Here is a 15,688-nt window from a genome sequence, read left to right as displayed (position 1 = left end):
ACAGGCCGCCGGTGCGTGCAATTCCGCAGCCCGGTCATCGTCTTCGATGGTGTCCGACTGTACAGAAACTACTTCGACGTAGAAGGACACTAAACCGTGGACCTGTTTGAATACCAGGCGCGCGATATGTTCGAGGCGCACGGTGTACCCGTGCTTGCCGGCATCGTGGCGCACACCCCAGAAGAAGCAAAGGCAGCTGCCGAGAAGATCGGCGGCGTAACTGTCGTCAAAGCACAGGTCAAGGTTGGCGGCCGCGGCAAAGCCGGCGGCGTCAAGGTCGCAAAGTCCGCTGACGAGGCACTTGAGCACGCCACCAACATCCTGGGCATGGACATCAAGGGCCACACCGTCAACAAGGTGATGATCGCCCAGGGTGCTGACATCGCCGAGGAGTACTACTTCTCCGTCCTGCTGGACCGGGCCAACCGCAACTACCTGGCCATGTGCTCGGTTGAAGGCGGCATGGAAATCGAACAGCTCGCCGTCGAACGCCCCGAAGCGCTGGCCAAGATCGCCATCGACCCCGCCGTGGGCATCGACCAGGCGAAGGCAGACGAAATCGTCGCAGCCGCAGGCTTCGCTGAGGAACTCCGCGGCAAAGTCGCCGACGTGATCCTCAAGCTCTGGGACGTCTTCAAGAAGGAAGACGCCACCCTTGTGGAGGTCAACCCGCTGGTCAAGACCGGCGCCGGGGAGATCGTGGCACTTGACGGCAAGGTCTCCCTCGACGAGAACGCCGACTTCCGCCACGCCAAGCACGCCCTCCTTGAGGACAAGGACGCAGCCGACCCGCTTGAGGCCAAGGCAAAGGCGCAGGACCTCAACTACGTCAAGCTGGACGGCGAAGTGGGCATTATCGGCAACGGTGCAGGCCTGGTCATGTCCACCCTGGACGTCGTTGCCTACGCCGGCGAGAACCACGGCAACGTCAAGCCCGCGAACTTCCTGGACATCGGCGGCGGAGCCTCCGCTGAGGTCATGGCTGCAGGCCTGGACGTCATCCTCGGCGACGAGCAGGTCAAGTCCGTCTTCGTGAACGTCTTCGGCGGCATCACCGCCTGTGACGCGGTTGCCAAGGGCATCGTCGGCGCACTGGCCGAACTCGGCCACACCGCCAACAAGCCGCTGGTGGTCCGTCTCGACGGCAACAACGTCGAAGAAGGCCGCCGCATCCTGAACGAGGCCAACCACCCGCTGGTTACCCTGGCCGCCACCATGGACGAGGGCGCCGACAAGGCCGCCGAGCTCGCCAACGCAGCGAAGTAAAGGGACGCACCATGTCTATCTATCTGAACAAAGACTCAAAGGTCATCGTCCAGGGCATCACCGGCGGCGAAGGCACCAAGCACACCGCCCTGATGCTGAAGGCCGGCACCAACATCGTGGGCGGCGTCAACGCCCGCAAGGCCGGCACCACCGTCCTGCACGGCGACAACGAAATCAACGTCTACGGCACCGTCAAGGAAGCCATTGCCGAAACCGGCGCAGACGTTTCCATCGTCTTCGTGCCGCCGGCATTCACCAAGAACGCTGTTGTTGAAGCCATCGAAGCCGGCATCGGCCTCGTTGTGGTCATCACCGAAGGCGTGCCGGTCCAGGACTCCGCTGAATTCTGGGCACTGGCCCAGTCCAAGCTGGACGCCGACGGCAACCAGGTAACCCGCATCATCGGCCCGAACTGCCCCGGCATCATCACCCCGGGCGAGGCCCTGGTGGGCATTACCCCGGCCAACATCACGGGCAAGGGCCCCATCGGCCTGGTCTCCAAGTCAGGCACCCTGACCTACCAGATGATGTACGAACTGCGCGACCTGGGCTTCTCCACCGCCATCGGCATCGGCGGCGACCCCATCATCGGCACCACGCACATCGACGCCCTGGCCGCGTTCGAGGCTGATCCCGAGACCAAGGCGATCGTGATGATCGGCGAAATCGGCGGCGACGCCGAAGAGCGCGCAGCCGACTTCATCAAGGCCAACGTCACCAAGCCGGTTGTCGGCTACGTGGCAGGCTTTACCGCTCCCGAAGGCAAGACCATGGGCCACGCCGGCGCCATCGTCTCCGGTTCCGCCGGAACCGCACAGGCCAAGAAGGAAGCCCTCGAAGCTGCAGGCGTGAAGGTCGGCAAGACGCCGTCCGAGACCGCGAAGCTGCTGCGCGAAGTTTACGCAGCCCTCTAGGATCCACCAGCACACACGCGGGGTCACTTTCCGCCCGTTCCACACAGTGGGATGGGCGCGAAGTGACCCCGCGTTGCTGTTTAAGCACGACGACGGCAGGTCACCTTTCCAGGAAAGGTGACCTGCCGTCGTCGTACTTTCAGGTCCTACACCTTGGCGCCGCTCAGCAGCTCCTCCAGCCGCTCGTAGCCTTCGCTCATGCCGCCCTCCATTCCGGACTGCGCCATGCCGTCGCGTGCCTCCTGGCTGGGATAGACGGAATGGCCGCGCAGCCGGGTCCGGCCGTTGCCAAGGTCCTCGAACGTCATGAATTCCAAGCTCACTACATCCGGGTACCCGCCGAACTCAAAGGTCTGGATGGCGAACTCGTTCTCGCGGACAGTGTGGAAGATGCCCTTGAACTCGTAGGGCACGCCCTCGGGCCCGGTGTGCAGGTAGCTGTAGCTGCCGCCCGTGCGGAAATCGTAGTGGTCGATGTCCATCTTGTAGCCCCGGGGGCCCAGCCACTGAACGATCAGGTCCGGTTCCTTGTGGGCGCGGAACACGTCCGCGACCGGGAAATCAAACTCGCGCTCGTAATCGATGAAGGGGACGCCCTCAGGAACGCTGAGTTTCAGGGAATTGCTCATGATGACTCCTTGGGTTTGTCGCTGCTGGCCGCAGCTTTTGATCTGAGTACGGCGTCGAGGCTGCGGAACTGCCCTTCGCGGACCAGCCTGTACTGGTCGATCCAGGCAGTGAGCGCCTCAAGCCGTGCCGGGTTCAGGTGGACGGGCCGGCGCTGTGCGTCCCTGGTCCGGGTCACCAGTTCCGCCTGCTCGAGTACCTGGATATGTTTCGAGACCGCCTGTTTGGAGATCGCGAACGGTTCTGCCAATTCATTAACAGTGGCCGGGCCCCGGCTGAGCCGGGCAATGATGCTCCGCCGCACGGGGTCGGCCAGGGCCATAAAAGCCGAGTCCAGTGCCGCGCTTTCAGAGTCCATGGTCGGCCTTTCGTAATCAACCTTCCCTTTTATCAACCTGGTGGTTGTTTAAGGATAGGACTGCGGCCGGTTTGTTGCAAGACCTTTGTTCTTGTTCTTTTTGCAAGCCAGTTTGTTAGTATGTCAATACAAAATTTGCTAGGGAGAAGAACATGCCACTTGTACGTATTGATGTCAACGAAGGACGCGGCCAGGAGGAGTTGCAGCGGCTGAGCCGGGGGATCCATGACGCGATCCTCGCCGAGTACGCCATTCCCGAGCGGGACTACTTCCACATCCTCACGGAACACCCGCAGGGGCAGATCTTTGCCCAGGATGCCGGCCTCGGGTTCGAGCGGAGCCGGGCTGTGGTGATGATCCAGATCTTTACCCAGGGCGGGCGAACGCAGGAAGCGAAGCAGCAGCTTTTCGCCGCCGTTGCAAACAAGCTTTCCACGCTTGGCGTTGCCGGTGAGGATGTCTTTATCGGTTACGTGGAAAACTCGCCCGGCGATTGGTCTTTCGGGTTCGGCCGGGCGCAGTACATCACCGGAGAGTTGGCAGTGCCGAAGAAGTAGCACTCGTGGCAACGAATAGCGCGCGCTAAAAGGGTTGTAAGTATGTCAGAACAAACCTTTGACAGGACATGAGATCTAGGGCAGAGTAGTGCCTGTGGCCGGCACCACGCCATCCGGACCGAAGCCAGCAGTTCAGGGGTCCGCAGTTTTCAGATCAGAAAGGTCCACGATCATCGTGACCCACGAGCTTCTCACCATCGGGCGCATCAGCGTTGATATTTACCCGAACGACATCGGGGTAGACCTGGAGGACGTGACGTCCTTCGGGAAATACCTTGGTGGTTCCCCGTCCAATGTTGCCGTCGCCGCTGCCCGCCACGGGCGCCGGACCGGGGTTATCACCCGCACGGGCGAGGACGCGTTCGGCAACTACCTGCACCGCGAACTGCACAAGTTCAACGTCGATGACTCCTTCGTTTCCCCTGTCAAGGAGTATCCGACGGCGGTTACTTTCTGCGCAATCAAGCCGGCGACGGACGAGTTCCCACTGTACTTCTACGGCCGGTTCCCCACCGCACCTGACCTGCAGATCAAGGTTGAGGAGCTGGACCTGGACGCGATCCGGGAGGCCGGCATCTTCTGGTCTACGGTGACGGGCCTGTGCCAGGAGCCCAGTCGCAGCGCGCACGCCGCCGCCCACCAGGCGCGGCCCCGCACCGGTCTCGCCGAGGGGCAGTTCACTATCCTGGACCTGGATTACCGGCCCATGTTCTGGGCTTCGGAAGAGGAAGCCCGGGCAGAGGTTGCCAAGATCCTCCCGCACGTGACTGTCGCCATCGGCAATGACAAGGAATGCGCCGTCGCAGTGGGGGAAGGCACGCCGGATGAGCAGGCGGACCGCTTGCTGGCAGCCGGTGTGGAGATCGCCGTGGTCAAGCTTGGACCTGAGGGTGTGATGGCCAAGACCCGCACCGAGCGTGTGGTCTCTGCCCCGGTCCCCGTGGAAACTGTCAACGGACTGGGTGCCGGGGATTCCTTTGGCGGGGCCTTCTGCCACGGGCTGCTCTCGGGCTGGACGCTGGCCCAGGTCCTGGACTACGCCAATGCCGCGGGCGCGATCGTCGCCTCCCGTTTGTCCTGCGCCGACGCGATGCCGACGCCGGACGAAGTCACCTCGCTGCTGGCCGAACGCGGCCGCCTTGTGCCAGGCACTGTTCCTGGCGCCGCTGTTGCTGATCCCAGTGTGCAGCTTGCCACCGAAGGAGCAGCACTGTGACACTCACCCCGATCGCCGCCAATCAGGCGCTCAACGACGATCCGCGCCGGTATGCGCACTTGAGCACCATCCGGCTCGAAGACCCCGACGCCGTGGCCCGTGCCGCTAAATCCCGCCGACGCCACCCCGAACTGAAATCCGGCCGGCAGAACTTCATTGTCGCCGCAGACCACCCCGCCCGCGGCGCCCTGGCTGTAGGCAGCGACCCGGTGGCGATGGCGGACCGCCGCCAACTCCTGGACCGGCTGCAGATCGCGCTGGCGAACCCTGCGGTGGACGGGGTCCTGGCGTCCCCGGACATCATGGACGACCTGCTGTTGCTGGGTGCCTTGGATGGCAAGCTGGTGTTTGGTTCGATGAACCGGGGCGGGTTGTCCGGGCTGGTCAATGAGCTCGATGACCGTTTCACCGGCCACACCGCCGCAGCTTTGGCGGCCTTGGGCGCGGACGGCGGCAAGATGCTGACCCGCATCTGCCTGGGCGACCCGGACACTGTGGCCACCCTGGAGGCCACCGCCAAGGCCATCGACTCCCTCGCCGAGCGAAAACTGATCGCCATGGTGGAGCCCTTCCTGTCGGTCCGGGAGAACGGCCGGGTCCGCAACGACCTCTCCACGAATGCCGTGATCAAGTCGATCGCCATTGCCGAAGGACTGGGCTCCACCAGCGCTTACACCTGGATGAAGCTCCCGGTCGTGGCGGAGATGGAACGCGTCATGGCCGCGACCACCATGCCCACAGTCCTGTTGGGAGGCGATCCGGAAGGGACCCAGGACGAGGTCTTCGCCAGCTGGCAGGCGGCGCTGGCGTTGCCCGGGGTTCAGGGCCTCACCGTGGGCCGGACGCTTTTGTACCCCGCTGACGGGGACGTGGCAGGCGCCGTCGCCACCGCCGCTTCCCTCCTTCACCACACCGCAGAAGTATCGGAGTAGCTCCCCATGGGAACCACATCAGGAACACGCAGGATGACGGTGGCCCAGGCCGTCGTCGAGTACCTTTCAAAGCAGTACACGGTCGATTTCATCAACGGCCTTGAGTACCGTGAGCGTCTGATCCCGGGGATGTTCGGCATCTTCGGGCATGGCAACGTGGCCGGGGTGGGCCAGGCGTTGAAGCAGTACCAGCAGCTGGATCCGGCGGTCATGCCGTACTACCAGGGCCGGAACGAGCAGGCGCAGGTCCACCAGGCCGTCGGGTATGCCCGGCACACCCGCCGCCGCCAGACCTTCGCGGTCAGCACCTCGATCGGGCCGGGGTCCTCGAACCTGCTGACCGGCGCCGCGCTGGCCACGACGAACCGGCTTCCGGTGCTGTTGCTGCCGTCCGACACGTTCGCGACCCGCGCGGCGGACCCGGTCCTGCAGCAGCTGGAACAGCCCTACGCCTATGACCTGACGGTCAATGATGCGTTCCGGCCGCTGTCCAAATTTTTCGACCGGGTCAACCGGCCCGAGCAGCTGTTCTCGGCATTCCACCACGGCCTGCGCGTCCTGACCGACCCTGCCGAGACCGGCGCCGTGACCATCTCGCTGCCGCAGGACGTCCAGGCCGAGGCCTTCGATGTGCCGGAGGAGTTCCTGGCTGAGCGGGAGTGGCGGATCCGCCGCCCCGAGGCTGACGACGACGACATCGCCCGCGCCGCCGCTGCCATCCGCGCCGCCAAGCGGCCGCTGATCATCGCCGGCGGCGGTGTCCTCTATGCCTACGCCAACGAGGAACTGGCGAAGTTCGTCGAGCTGACCGGCATCCCGGTGGGCAACACCCAGGCCGGCGTCGGTGTCCTGCCTTGGGACCACAAGTTCAGCCTTGGCGCGATCGGTTCCACGGGCACGACGGCGGCGAATGCCATCGCTGCCGAGGCGGACTTGATCATTGGCATCGGCACCCGCTACGAGGACTTCACTACCGCGTCCCGGACCGCGTTCCAGAACCCGGACGTGAAGTTTATCAACATCAATGTCGCCCCGATCGACGCCTACAAGCACGGCACCCCGCTGCCGATCGTTGCCGACGCCCGCAAGGCACTCGTCAAGCTGAACCAGGCGCTGGGCGGCTACCGTGTCGGCGCGGACCTGGAGCAGAAGATCGCTTCTGAGAAGCAGCGCTGGGACGGCACCGTGGACGAAGCCTTCGACACCCGCTACACCCCGCTGCCCGCGCAGAATGAGATCATCGGCGCCACCAACCGGGCCATGGACGCCCGCGACGTGGTGATCTGCGCCGCCGGGTCCCTGCCAGGGGACCTGCACAAGATGTGGCGGGTCCGGGACCCGTTCGGCTACCACGTCGAATACGCATACTCCTGCATGGGGTACGAAATCCCCGGCGGCCTGGGCGTCAAGCGTGCAGCCCTCGCCGAAGCGGCACGTACGACGGCGGACGGCGGCACTGACGGGACTGGCGCTGCGGAGGTACGGGACGTCGTCGTGATGGTGGGGGATGGCTCCTACCTGATGATGCACACCGAACTGGTCACCGCCGTCGCCGAACGCATCAAGCTGATTGTGGTCCTGATCCAGAACCATGGCTACGCCTCCATTGGGTCCCTGTCCGAATCCCTCGGGTCCCAGCGCTTCGGCACAAAATACCGGGTCCTGGACGAGGAACAGCACAGTTTTGATGACGGCGAAACGCTCCCCGTTGACCTGGCCCTGAATGCCCAGTCCCTGGGCGTCAAGGTGGTCCGGATCGAACCGGGCGAGAAGGTCATCGCCGAACTCGAACAAGCCATCCGCGATGCCAAGGCAGCCCCCGAGGGCAGCGGCCCGATCCTGATCCACGTCGAATCCGACCCGCTCCTGGACGCACCGTCCTCCGAGTCCTGGTGGGACGTCCCCGTCTCGCAGGTTTCCGAACTGGATTCCACCAAGGCCGCCTTCCAGACCTACACGGGCCACAAGAACCGCCAGCGCAAACTGCTCGGCTGAACCTCCCCACTTGATCCCTTCAACCACTCAAGGAAGAGTCCTCCATGACTGCCACCACCACTGAGACCATGGTTATCAACCACTTCATCAATGGCACCGTAAACGCCGGTACCAGTACCCGCACCCAGCCTGTGTACAACCCGGCCACGGGCGGGGTGTCGGGTGAGCTTCGCCTAGCCAACCGTGCCGACCTGGACGTCACCGTTGCTGCCGCCCGCGCCGCCGCCGACATCTGGGGCGACATCTCCCTGGCCAAGCGCACCGCCGTGCTGTTCAAATTCCGGGAACTCGTCGCTTCCCACGTCGAAGAACTCGCGGCCCTGATCACGGCCGAGCACGGCAAGGTCCTCTCTGACGCCAAGGGCGAAATCGGCCGCGGCCTCGAAGTCATCGAGTACGCCTGCGGCATCCCCACCCTGCTCAAGGGTGACTACTCGGACCAGGTCTCCACCGGCATCGACGTGTTCTCCTTCCGCGAACCCCTGGGCGTGGTGGCGGGCATCACCCCGTTCAACTTCCCCGTGATGGTGCCGCTCTGGATGGCCCCGATGGCCATCGCCACGGGCAACGCGTTCATCCTCAAGCCCTCCGAACGCGACCCGTCGGCCTCGATGCTGCTGGCCAAGCTCTGGAAGGAAGCAGGCCTGCCCGACGGCGTGTTCCAGGTCCTGCACGGCGACAAGGAAACCGTGGATGGACTGCTGACCCACCCGGACGTGGACGGCATCTCCTTCGTCGGCTCCACCCCGATCGCCCAGTACGTCCACGAAACCGCCACCAGGCACGGCAAACGTGTCCAGGCCCTGGGCGGGGCGAAGAACCACGCCATCATCCTGCCCGACGCCGACCTGGACAACGCCGCCGACCACCTCGCCGCCGCCGCGTTCGGCTCCGCAGGGGAGCGCTGCATGGCCATCTCCGTCGCCGTCGCGGTCGGGGATGCCGCGGACCTGATCGTCAAGAAGGTCGAGGAGCGCGCCCTCTCCGTGAAGGTCAACAACGGCACGGCCCCCGACGCCGAGATGGGCCCGGTCATCACCCCGGCCTCCAAGGAACGCATCGTACGGATCGTCACCGAAGCCGAAGCCGCCGGCGCCGCCATGGTCGTCGACGGCCGCGACCTCGTGGTCCCCGGCCATGAAGACGGCTTCTGGGTGGGCCCCACCGTCATCGACCACGTGAAGACCGAAATGACCGCCTACACTGAGGAAATCTTCGGACCGGTCCTCGTCGTCGTCCGCGTCGACACCCTCGAAGACGGCATCAAGCTGATTAACGCCAACCCTTACGGCAACGGCACCGCCATCTTCACCTCCTCCGGCGCCCACGCCCGCACGTTCCAGCGGTCTGTCACCGTGGGAATGATCGGCATCAACGTACCGCTGCCCGTTCCCGTGGCCTACCACTCCTTCGGCGGCTGGAAAGCCTCACTCTTCGGCGACAAGCACATCTACGGACCCGAAGGCGTCTCCTTCTACACCCACGGCAAGGTCATCACGTCCCGCTGGCCCGAAACCCACCACGCCTCAGGCGCCTCCTACAACTTCCCCTCCAACTGACCCGGTACCTCAGTTTCGACAGGCTCAACCACCGGTGGTTGAGCCTGTCGAAACCCACAAGGAGTGAAAATGACTGAGAACAAACTGATTATCGGCACGGCACCGGACTCCTGGGGTGTCTGGTTCGCGGATGACCCCAAGCAGACACCGTGGGAGCGGTTCCTCGATGAGGTGGCCGAGTCCGGCTACAAGTGGATCGAGCTTGGCCCCTACGGCTACCTCCCCAACGACCCCATCCGGCTGGCCGAAGAACTGAAGCAGCGCGACCTCAAGGTCACCGCCGGCACCGTTTTCACCGCCTTCCACCGCGGCCTGGACCAGTGGGAAACAGCCTGGGAACCCGCCCGCAAGGTCGCCGAACTCACGGCCGCGATGGGCGGCGAGCACATCGTGGTGATTCCGGCCATGTGGCGCGACGACGTCACCGGCGAGGCCGTGGAAAGCGGCGAGTTGACCGAGAAGGCCTGGAGCGACCTGTTCACAGGGCACAACCGCCTGGGCAAGACCCTGCTGGAAGACTTCGGCCTGAAGCAGCAGTTCCACTCCCATGCCGATTCGCACGTGGGTGCGCAGGAAGACATCGAAACCCTCCTGGCAGCCACGGACCCGCAGTACCTGAACCTGTGCCTGGACACCGGCCACGCCGAATACTGTGGCGCCTCCAGCCTTGATCTCATCAAGAACTACCCGGACCGGATCGGCTACCTGCACCTGAAGCAAATCAACCCGGACATCCTGAGGCGGGTCAACGAGGAAAACATGACCTGGGCCGCCGCCAACCTGGCCGGCGTGATGACCGAACCCCCGAACGGGCTGCCGGACCTGCGCGCCGTCATCGAAGCCGTGGAAGCGCTGAACCGCCCCATCTTCGGGATTGTGGAGCAGGACATGTACCCGGTCGCCTTCGATGTGCCCATGCCCATCGCCAAGCGCACCCGCAACTACCTGCTGTCCTGCGGCTCCCGCACCGCCGTCAGCTGACTGCATTAATCCCAGACACATGAAGGAGAGAACAATGACTGAAACCCTCCGCGTAGCCGTCATCGGTGCCGGACGCATGGGCGCCGACCACATCCAGCGCCTCCACACGCGTATCCACGGAGCCGAAGTCGCCGCCGTCGTCGACGTCGACCTCGCCCGCGCACAGGCCGCCATCGAAGGCATCCCCGGCGCCGTGGCCCTCGCCGACGCCGAGGAAGCACTCAACAACGGCGACGTCAACGCCGTCCTCATCGCCACCCCCGGCTTCCTGCACGAGGACATCCTGCTCAAGGCCATCGCCAAGGACATCCCGATCCTCTGCGAAAAGCCACTCACCCCCGACGCCGAATCCTCCTGGAAGATTGTCCAGGCCGAGGTGCAGCTGGGCCACAAGCGCATCCAGGTCGGGTTTATGCGCCGCTTCGACGCCGAGTACGCCTCGCTGGGCAAGATCATCCGGGACCACGAACTGGGCGAACTGCTGATGCTGCACCACCAGCACCGCAACCCCACCACGCCGGCCGGCTTCACTAACGAAATGCTCATCAACGATTCCGTGGTCCACGAGTTTGACGCCATCCGCTTCTTCACCGGCGAGGAGATCACCAGCGTCCAGGTCCGCCTGGGCAAGGCCACCAAGAACGCCCCCTCCGGCCAGCACGATCCCCAGCATGTCCTGCTCGAAACCGAGTCGGGTGTCCTGGCCGACGTCGAAATCTACGTCAACGCCAAGTACGGCTACGAAGTGGCCACCCAGGCATCCTTCGAAGAAGGAATCGTCAGCATCGGCGGCGACCAAGGCCCCTACACCCGCAGCGCCGGACGCTGGGGCGGCAACGTCACCCCCGGCTTCGAAGAGCGCTTTGGAGCGGCCTACGACGTCGAAATCCAGTCATGGGTGGACGCGGCACTCCGCGGAGAAATCGGAGGCCCCACCGCCTGGGACGGTTACGCCACCGCCGCATGCTGTGAAGCCGGCGTGGAGGCGCAGAAGAACGGCGAAAAGGTGGCCGTGAAACTGGCCGCCAAACCGGACCTCTACAAGTAGCCCCTAGGAGCTTTTGTCCAGATATGCAGACTTTCAGGCCCTTTAGCCCTGCATATCTGGACAAAAACTCCCGCCCGTGACAGATCCACATGGAGTGTTTTTCGTGAAAATCGCACTTGACCCCACCCCGTTCCACCACTCGCACAGCCTGCTTGAGTTCCCGAAGGTGGCGGCGGACCTTGGCTACAAGTACATGCAGATGACTCCGCACCGGGATTTCATCCCTTTCTACAACCACCCCAAAGCGGATGATGAACTGGTGGGCCAGCTGAACAAGGCCTGCCGGGACGCGGGAATCGAAATCGCGTCCGTCCTGCCGGTCCTGCGCTGGTCCGGCCCCGACGAGGACGCCCGCGAGGCCGCAGTGCGTTACTGGAAGCGTGCCATCCAGATCACCGTCGACCTTGGCGTCAGCACTATCAACACCGAATTCAGTGGCCGGCCGGAGAAAGCTGAAGAGTCCGAGCTTCAATGCCTACCTCGGCAACACCTTCGGCGAAGCCGGCGGCATCTGGCGCTGGATGCTGGTGATCGCCACCCTCCCCGCCATCGCACTGTGGATCGGCATGAACTTTATGCCCGAAAGCCCCCGCTGGCTCGCCTCAATGGGAAGCTTCGGCGAAACCCTCAGCGTCCTGCAGCGCATCCGGTCCCAGGCCGACGCGCGGACCGAATTCGAAGAAGTCAAAGCCATGGCCGTGGAGGACTACAAGTCCAAGATGGGCTCGTGGAAGGACCTGGGCATTCCGTGGCTGCGCCGGATCTTCTTTGTGGGCCTCGGCCTGGCCGTGATCCAGCAGATCACCGGCGTGAACTCGATCATGTACTACGGCACCCAGATCCTGGCGCAGTCCGGATTTGGCCGGGAAGCTGCCCTGACCGCCAACATCGCCAACGGCGTCATTTCCGTGCTCGCCACCTTCGTGGGCATCTGGCTGCTGGGCAAGGTGGGGCGCCGCAGGATGCTGATCACCGGCCAGGCAGGCACGACGACGGCGCTGCTGCTGATCGGGCTTTTCTCACTGATCCTGCCGGAAGGCTCGGTCCGGGGTTTCGTTATCCTTTCGCTGACGGTGACGTTCCTGGCATTCCAGCAGGGTGCGATTTCACCGGTCACGTGGCTGATGCTTTCGGAGATTTTTCCGCTGAAGATCCGCGGCCTGGGTATGGGAGCATCGGCCTTCCTGCTGTGGATGGTCAACTTCCTTATTGGCTTTGGCTTCCCGCAGCTCCTGGCAGCCATCGGCATCTCGAACACCTTCTTTGTGTTCGCGGTGCTGGGCGTGGGCGCCATCGCCTTTGCCGCCAAATACGTGCCTGAAACCAAGGACAAGAGCCTGGAGGACCTGGAGCACTACTTCAAAAACGTTGCGGGCTGGAAACCAGTACCTGCCTAATGGCTCAAGCGGGGGCGTGGAGCCGGGGGAGGGCATCCACCAGGGGCGCCAGTTCCGGGATAGCCAGCGCTTCGTCCAAGGCGCGCTCAAGGGTTGCGTCATGCACGGGCCGGACGTCCTCCAGCAGGCGCAGGCCACTGGCAGTCAGCTCCGTGTAGATTCCCCGGCGGTCGTCGGCGCACAGGATGCGGGTCAGGAGGCCCCGGTCCTCCAGCCTGTTGACCAGCCGGGTGGTGGCGCTGGGGCTCAAAGCGGATGCACGCGCAAGCTGCTGCATCCTCATGTGCCAGCCGTCCTGCCGGCTCAGTGCATCCAGGACCGTGTACTCAACCACGGACAGCTTCGATTCCGCCTGGAGCGCACGCTCCAGTTCGGTTTCGATCAGCCCGTGGAGGGCGGCCAGGGTGCGCCAACCCTGCGCGCGGACCTCAACGGCGTCGTCCTTGATGCCCATGTCATTGCTCCTTCAAGGGGGCAGCCCCGCCCGGTGTGAGGTACAGCGGCCAACCAGCCAGCATTGCACGCGGAGATAGTTGCTTGCGCGGTATATTTGCACGTGCAACAATAAATACCGCGTCTGCAACTATCTTAGGCGCCGACCGCACCCCCAAACAACCCGAAGGAGCACCGGCATGCCTGTCGGACTGATAGCCCTCGCCCTTGGCGGGTTTGGCATTGGACTCACCGAATTCGTCATTATGGGCCTCCTGCCCGAGGTGGCAGCCGACTTCCAGGTCACCGAAGCGCAGGCCGGCTGGTTCATCTCCGGCTACGCTCTCGCCGTGGTAGTCGGCGCCCTCGGGCTCACGGCCGCAGTGACCCGGCTTGAGCGCAAGCCCGTGCTGGCGGCACTGCTTGTCCTGTTTATGGCCGGCAACCTGCTGTCCGCCACTGCCGCCGGCTACTGGCCCATGATGGCCGGCCGCATCATCGCGGCCCTCGCACACGGAGCATTCTTCGGCATCGGCTCCGTTGTCGCCGCGGGCATGGTGCCGCCCAACAAGAAGGCCGGTGCGATTGCGCTGATGTTCACCGGCCTCACCGCAGCCAACGTCCTCGGGGTCCCGTTCGGAACCCTCCTGGGCCAGGCCGCGGGTTGGCGCGCCACTTTCTGGGCCATCACGGTCATCGGCGTGGCCGCGCTCGCCGGGATCCTGGCACTCGTCCCCAAGGCAGCAGGGGGTAAAGCCGAAGCCGGGGGACTGCGCCACGAGCTCCGGGCCTTCCGCTCAGGCCAGGTCTGGCTGTCCATCGCCGTCACCATCCTGGGATTCGGCGGCATGTTCGGTGCCTTCACCTACATCGCGTACACCCTCACCGATGTCACGGGCTTCGCCCCCAGCACGGTGCCATGGCTGCTGATCATCTTCGGTGTAGGCCTCTTCGCGGGCAATACCATCGGCGGGAAAGCCGCCGACCGCAACATCGACCGCACCCTGCTGGTGGTCCTTGCCGTCCTGACCGCCGTCCTGGTGCTCTTTGCCCTCACCGCCACCAGCCAGGTGCTCACAGTGGCATCCCTGGTGCTGATGGGCGGCTTTGGGTTCGCCACCGTTCCCGGCCTGCAGATGCGGGTCATGACCTACGCGAGCACCGCCCCCACCCTGGCTTCGGGTGCCAACATCGGTGCATTCAACGTGGGTAACGCCCTGGGAGCCTGGCTCGGCGGTGTCACCATCACCGCAGGCCTCGGCTATACGTCACCTATTTGGGCCGGCGCCGGCATCACGCTGCTGGGCCTGGCCGTGATGGCGTTTGCGGCCGCTGCTGCCAGGCGCAGCAATACCCTAGGCGCCGGAGGAGCGCCGGACCATCAGGGCGGGCTCGAGCTTGCGGGTCACCGCCGGTCCTGAGGTTCCCGCCGCCCGGTCCAGCATCGCCTGCGCTGCCAGCCGGCCCAGTTCGCCGGCATGCTGGTCGATGGACGTCAGTCCGATCAGCGGGGACGCGGCCACTTCGATGTTGTCGCAGCCCACCACTGCGACGTCGCCGGGCACCGACAACCCATGCGCGGCCAGCGCTTCCATGACGCCGATGGCCGTAAGGTCGTTGTGCGCGAAGATGGCAGTGGGAAGGGTGGCGCCGGAGGCCAGGAAGTTCTCCATCACCGCCCGCCCGCCGCGCTCGGTCATATCGCTGTGCACCAGCTGCGGTTCCAGCCCGAACTGTTGCATCGCCGCCAGGTAGCCTTCCCGGCGGGCGGTGTAGGGCAGCCAGTCCGAGATGTCCACGTGGGCTATCCGCCGGTGCCCGAGTCCGTGCAGGTGCTCCACGGCGAGTGCGCCGGAACGGAAGTCGTCGGTCAAGACGGAATCGACGCCGTCGACCTCCAGCTCACGGGTGATCACGACGGCGGGTGTCCCGCGCAGTGCCGCCGCCAGGTCGGGGGAGGAACCGGTGTAGCCGGCCAGGATCACGCCGTCCACGCGCAGATCCACGAAGGACCGCACCGCTTCGAGCTCGGTGCGGGGGTCGGCAGAGCCGACGGCGACCATCAGCTGGTTGCCGCTGCCTGAAATCCCTTCGCGGATGCCGTCGTACATGTCGGCGAAGACTGAGTTGTGCAGGTCCAGGAAGAGCACACCCAGGGTGTTGGTGCGCCGGCTCGCGAGCCGGCTGGCGAGCCGGTTCGGCGAGTACCCCAGGGCTGCGGCGCTTTCCAGCACAGCCGTCCGCTTGGCCGGTGAAACTTTAGGGGAGTCGCGCATCACCAGCGAGACCAGTGCCCGGCTCACCCCGGCTTCACGCGCCACGTCCTCCATAGTGACGGATCTGCGGGCGGAGGATGTCGGATTCACAAGAGACCACTATGCCATTGCGGCGGGGAGCCGGGCCTGC

15 protein-coding genes and 1 pseudogene are annotated in these 15,688 nt (G+C 64.7%); 12 read left to right on the top strand and 4 right to left on the bottom strand.

All coding sequences use genetic code 11. The features are described from left to right. The first annotated feature begins 96 nt into the window (after positions 1-96). On the top strand, positions 97-1,266 hold the full coding sequence (sucC, locus tag QF038_RS16390) for an ADP-forming succinate--CoA ligase subunit beta (protein WP_050056227.1): 1,170 nt from the start codon (positions 97-99) through the stop codon (positions 1,264-1,266). Between the two features lie 11 nt (positions 1,267-1,277). Further along, positions 1,278-2,180: a succinate--CoA ligase subunit alpha gene (sucD, locus tag QF038_RS16385; RefSeq protein ID WP_307611337.1), complete on the top strand. Its 903-nt coding sequence runs from the start codon at positions 1,278-1,280 to the stop codon at positions 2,178-2,180. A gap of 146 nt (positions 2,181-2,326) precedes the next feature. On the opposite strand, the gene QF038_RS16380 is transcribed toward sucD, so the two are convergent. Next, positions 2,327-2,809 (bottom strand): SRPBCC family protein, encoded by a 483-nt coding sequence (locus QF038_RS16380; protein ID WP_091417278.1) that lies wholly within the window; start codon positions 2,807-2,809, stop codon positions 2,327-2,329. Beyond that, on the bottom strand, positions 2,806-3,165 hold the full coding sequence (locus tag QF038_RS16375; RefSeq protein ID WP_307611334.1) for a helix-turn-helix transcriptional regulator: 360 nt from the start codon (positions 3,163-3,165) through the stop codon (positions 2,806-2,808). Before QF038_RS16375 ends, QF038_RS16380 begins: the two co-directional genes overlap by 4 nt. A 152-nt stretch (positions 3,166-3,317) precedes the next feature. Here QF038_RS16375 and QF038_RS16370 point away from each other — a divergent pair, with 152 nt between their 5' ends. The 9 genes and pseudogenes from QF038_RS16370 (at position 3,318) to QF038_RS16330 (ending at position 12,850) form a co-directional block, all read left to right on the top strand. Then, positions 3,318-3,722, top strand: a complete 405-nt coding sequence (locus QF038_RS16370) for a tautomerase family protein (protein ID WP_307611332.1) — start codon at positions 3,318-3,320, stop codon at positions 3,720-3,722. A 175-nt stretch (positions 3,723-3,897) separates the two neighbouring features. Next, positions 3,898-4,938, top strand: coding sequence for a 5-dehydro-2-deoxygluconokinase (iolC, locus tag QF038_RS16365; protein WP_307611330.1), 1,041 nt, complete (start codon positions 3,898-3,900; stop codon positions 4,936-4,938). Then, positions 4,935-5,870 (top strand): deoxyribose-phosphate aldolase, encoded by a 936-nt coding sequence (locus tag QF038_RS16360; protein WP_307611328.1) that lies wholly within the window; start codon positions 4,935-4,937, stop codon positions 5,868-5,870. The genes iolC and QF038_RS16360 overlap by 4 nt, the downstream gene beginning before the upstream one ends. 6 nt (positions 5,871-5,876) lie before the next feature. Then, positions 5,877-7,865: a 3D-(3,5/4)-trihydroxycyclohexane-1,2-dione acylhydrolase (decyclizing) gene (gene iolD, locus QF038_RS16355; protein ID WP_307611326.1), complete on the top strand. Its 1,989-nt coding sequence runs from the start codon at positions 5,877-5,879 to the stop codon at positions 7,863-7,865. Between the two features lie 44 nt (positions 7,866-7,909). Further along, positions 7,910-9,424: a CoA-acylating methylmalonate-semialdehyde dehydrogenase gene (locus QF038_RS16350; protein ID WP_307611324.1), complete on the top strand. Its 1,515-nt coding sequence runs from the start codon at positions 7,910-7,912 to the stop codon at positions 9,422-9,424. A 69-nt stretch (positions 9,425-9,493) separates the two neighbouring features. Further along, positions 9,494-10,405 (top strand): sugar phosphate isomerase/epimerase, encoded by a 912-nt coding sequence (locus tag QF038_RS16345; protein ID WP_307611322.1) that lies wholly within the window; start codon positions 9,494-9,496, stop codon positions 10,403-10,405. Between the two features lie 34 nt (positions 10,406-10,439). After that, positions 10,440-11,453: a Gfo/Idh/MocA family protein gene (locus QF038_RS16340; protein WP_307611320.1), complete on the top strand. Its 1,014-nt coding sequence runs from the start codon at positions 10,440-10,442 to the stop codon at positions 11,451-11,453. Between the two features lie 103 nt (positions 11,454-11,556). Then, positions 11,557-11,919, top strand: a pseudogene (locus tag QF038_RS16335) (TIM barrel protein); the annotation flags it as partial. Next, positions 11,834-12,850, top strand: coding sequence for an MFS transporter (locus QF038_RS16330; protein WP_307611318.1), 1,017 nt, complete (start codon positions 11,834-11,836; stop codon positions 12,848-12,850). The pseudogene QF038_RS16335 and the gene QF038_RS16330, both read left to right, overlap by 86 nt. 4 nt (positions 12,851-12,854) lie before the next feature. On the opposite strand, the gene QF038_RS16325 is transcribed toward QF038_RS16330, so the two are convergent. Next, positions 12,855-13,304 carry a MarR family winged helix-turn-helix transcriptional regulator gene (locus QF038_RS16325; protein ID WP_307611316.1) on the bottom strand — a complete coding sequence of 150 codons (450 nt, stop codon included), beginning with the start codon at positions 13,302-13,304 and terminating at the stop codon, positions 12,855-12,857. A 178-nt stretch (positions 13,305-13,482) separates the two neighbouring features. Here QF038_RS16325 and QF038_RS16320 point away from each other — a divergent pair, with 178 nt between their 5' ends. Continuing rightward, positions 13,483-14,703 (top strand): MFS transporter, encoded by a 1,221-nt coding sequence (locus QF038_RS16320; protein ID WP_307611313.1) that lies wholly within the window; start codon positions 13,483-13,485, stop codon positions 14,701-14,703. On the opposite strand, the gene QF038_RS16315 is transcribed toward QF038_RS16320, so the two are convergent. Continuing rightward, positions 14,638-15,603: a LacI family DNA-binding transcriptional regulator gene (locus QF038_RS16315; RefSeq protein ID WP_307611311.1), complete on the bottom strand. Its 966-nt coding sequence runs from the start codon at positions 15,601-15,603 to the stop codon at positions 14,638-14,640. The genes QF038_RS16320 and QF038_RS16315 overlap by 66 nt on opposite strands. Positions 15,604-15,688 lie beyond the last annotated feature (85 nt).

This window comes from Pseudarthrobacter sp. W1I19 (assembly GCF_030817835.1).
In the GTDB taxonomy this organism is placed as follows: domain Bacteria; phylum Actinomycetota; class Actinomycetes; order Actinomycetales; family Micrococcaceae; genus Arthrobacter.
This window is presented reverse-complemented; position numbering and strand designations above follow the sequence as displayed.

Coding starts and splice junctions, on each gene's coding strand:
- sucD (WP_307611337.1), top strand. CDS start 1,278: ATGTCTATCTATCTGAACAAAGACTCAAAGGTCATCGTCCAGGGCATC.
- QF038_RS16380 (WP_091417278.1), bottom strand. CDS start 2,809: ATGAGCAATTCCCTGAAACTCAGCGTTCCTGAGGGCGTCCCCTTCATC.
- QF038_RS16375 (WP_307611334.1), bottom strand. CDS start 3,165: ATGGACTCTGAAAGCGCGGCACTGGACTCGGCTTTTATGGCCCTGGCC.
- QF038_RS16370 (WP_307611332.1), top strand. CDS start 3,318: ATGCCACTTGTACGTATTGATGTCAACGAAGGACGCGGCCAGGAGGAG.
- iolD (WP_307611326.1), top strand. CDS start 5,877: ATGGGAACCACATCAGGAACACGCAGGATGACGGTGGCCCAGGCCGTC.
- QF038_RS16350 (WP_307611324.1), top strand. CDS start 7,910: ATGACTGCCACCACCACTGAGACCATGGTTATCAACCACTTCATCAAT.
- QF038_RS16345 (WP_307611322.1), top strand. CDS start 9,494: ATGACTGAGAACAAACTGATTATCGGCACGGCACCGGACTCCTGGGGT.
- QF038_RS16340 (WP_307611320.1), top strand. CDS start 10,440: ATGACTGAAACCCTCCGCGTAGCCGTCATCGGTGCCGGACGCATGGGC.
- QF038_RS16325 (WP_307611316.1), bottom strand. CDS start 13,304: ATGGGCATCAAGGACGACGCCGTTGAGGTCCGCGCGCAGGGTTGGCGC.
- QF038_RS16320 (WP_307611313.1), top strand. CDS start 13,483: ATGCCTGTCGGACTGATAGCCCTCGCCCTTGGCGGGTTTGGCATTGGA.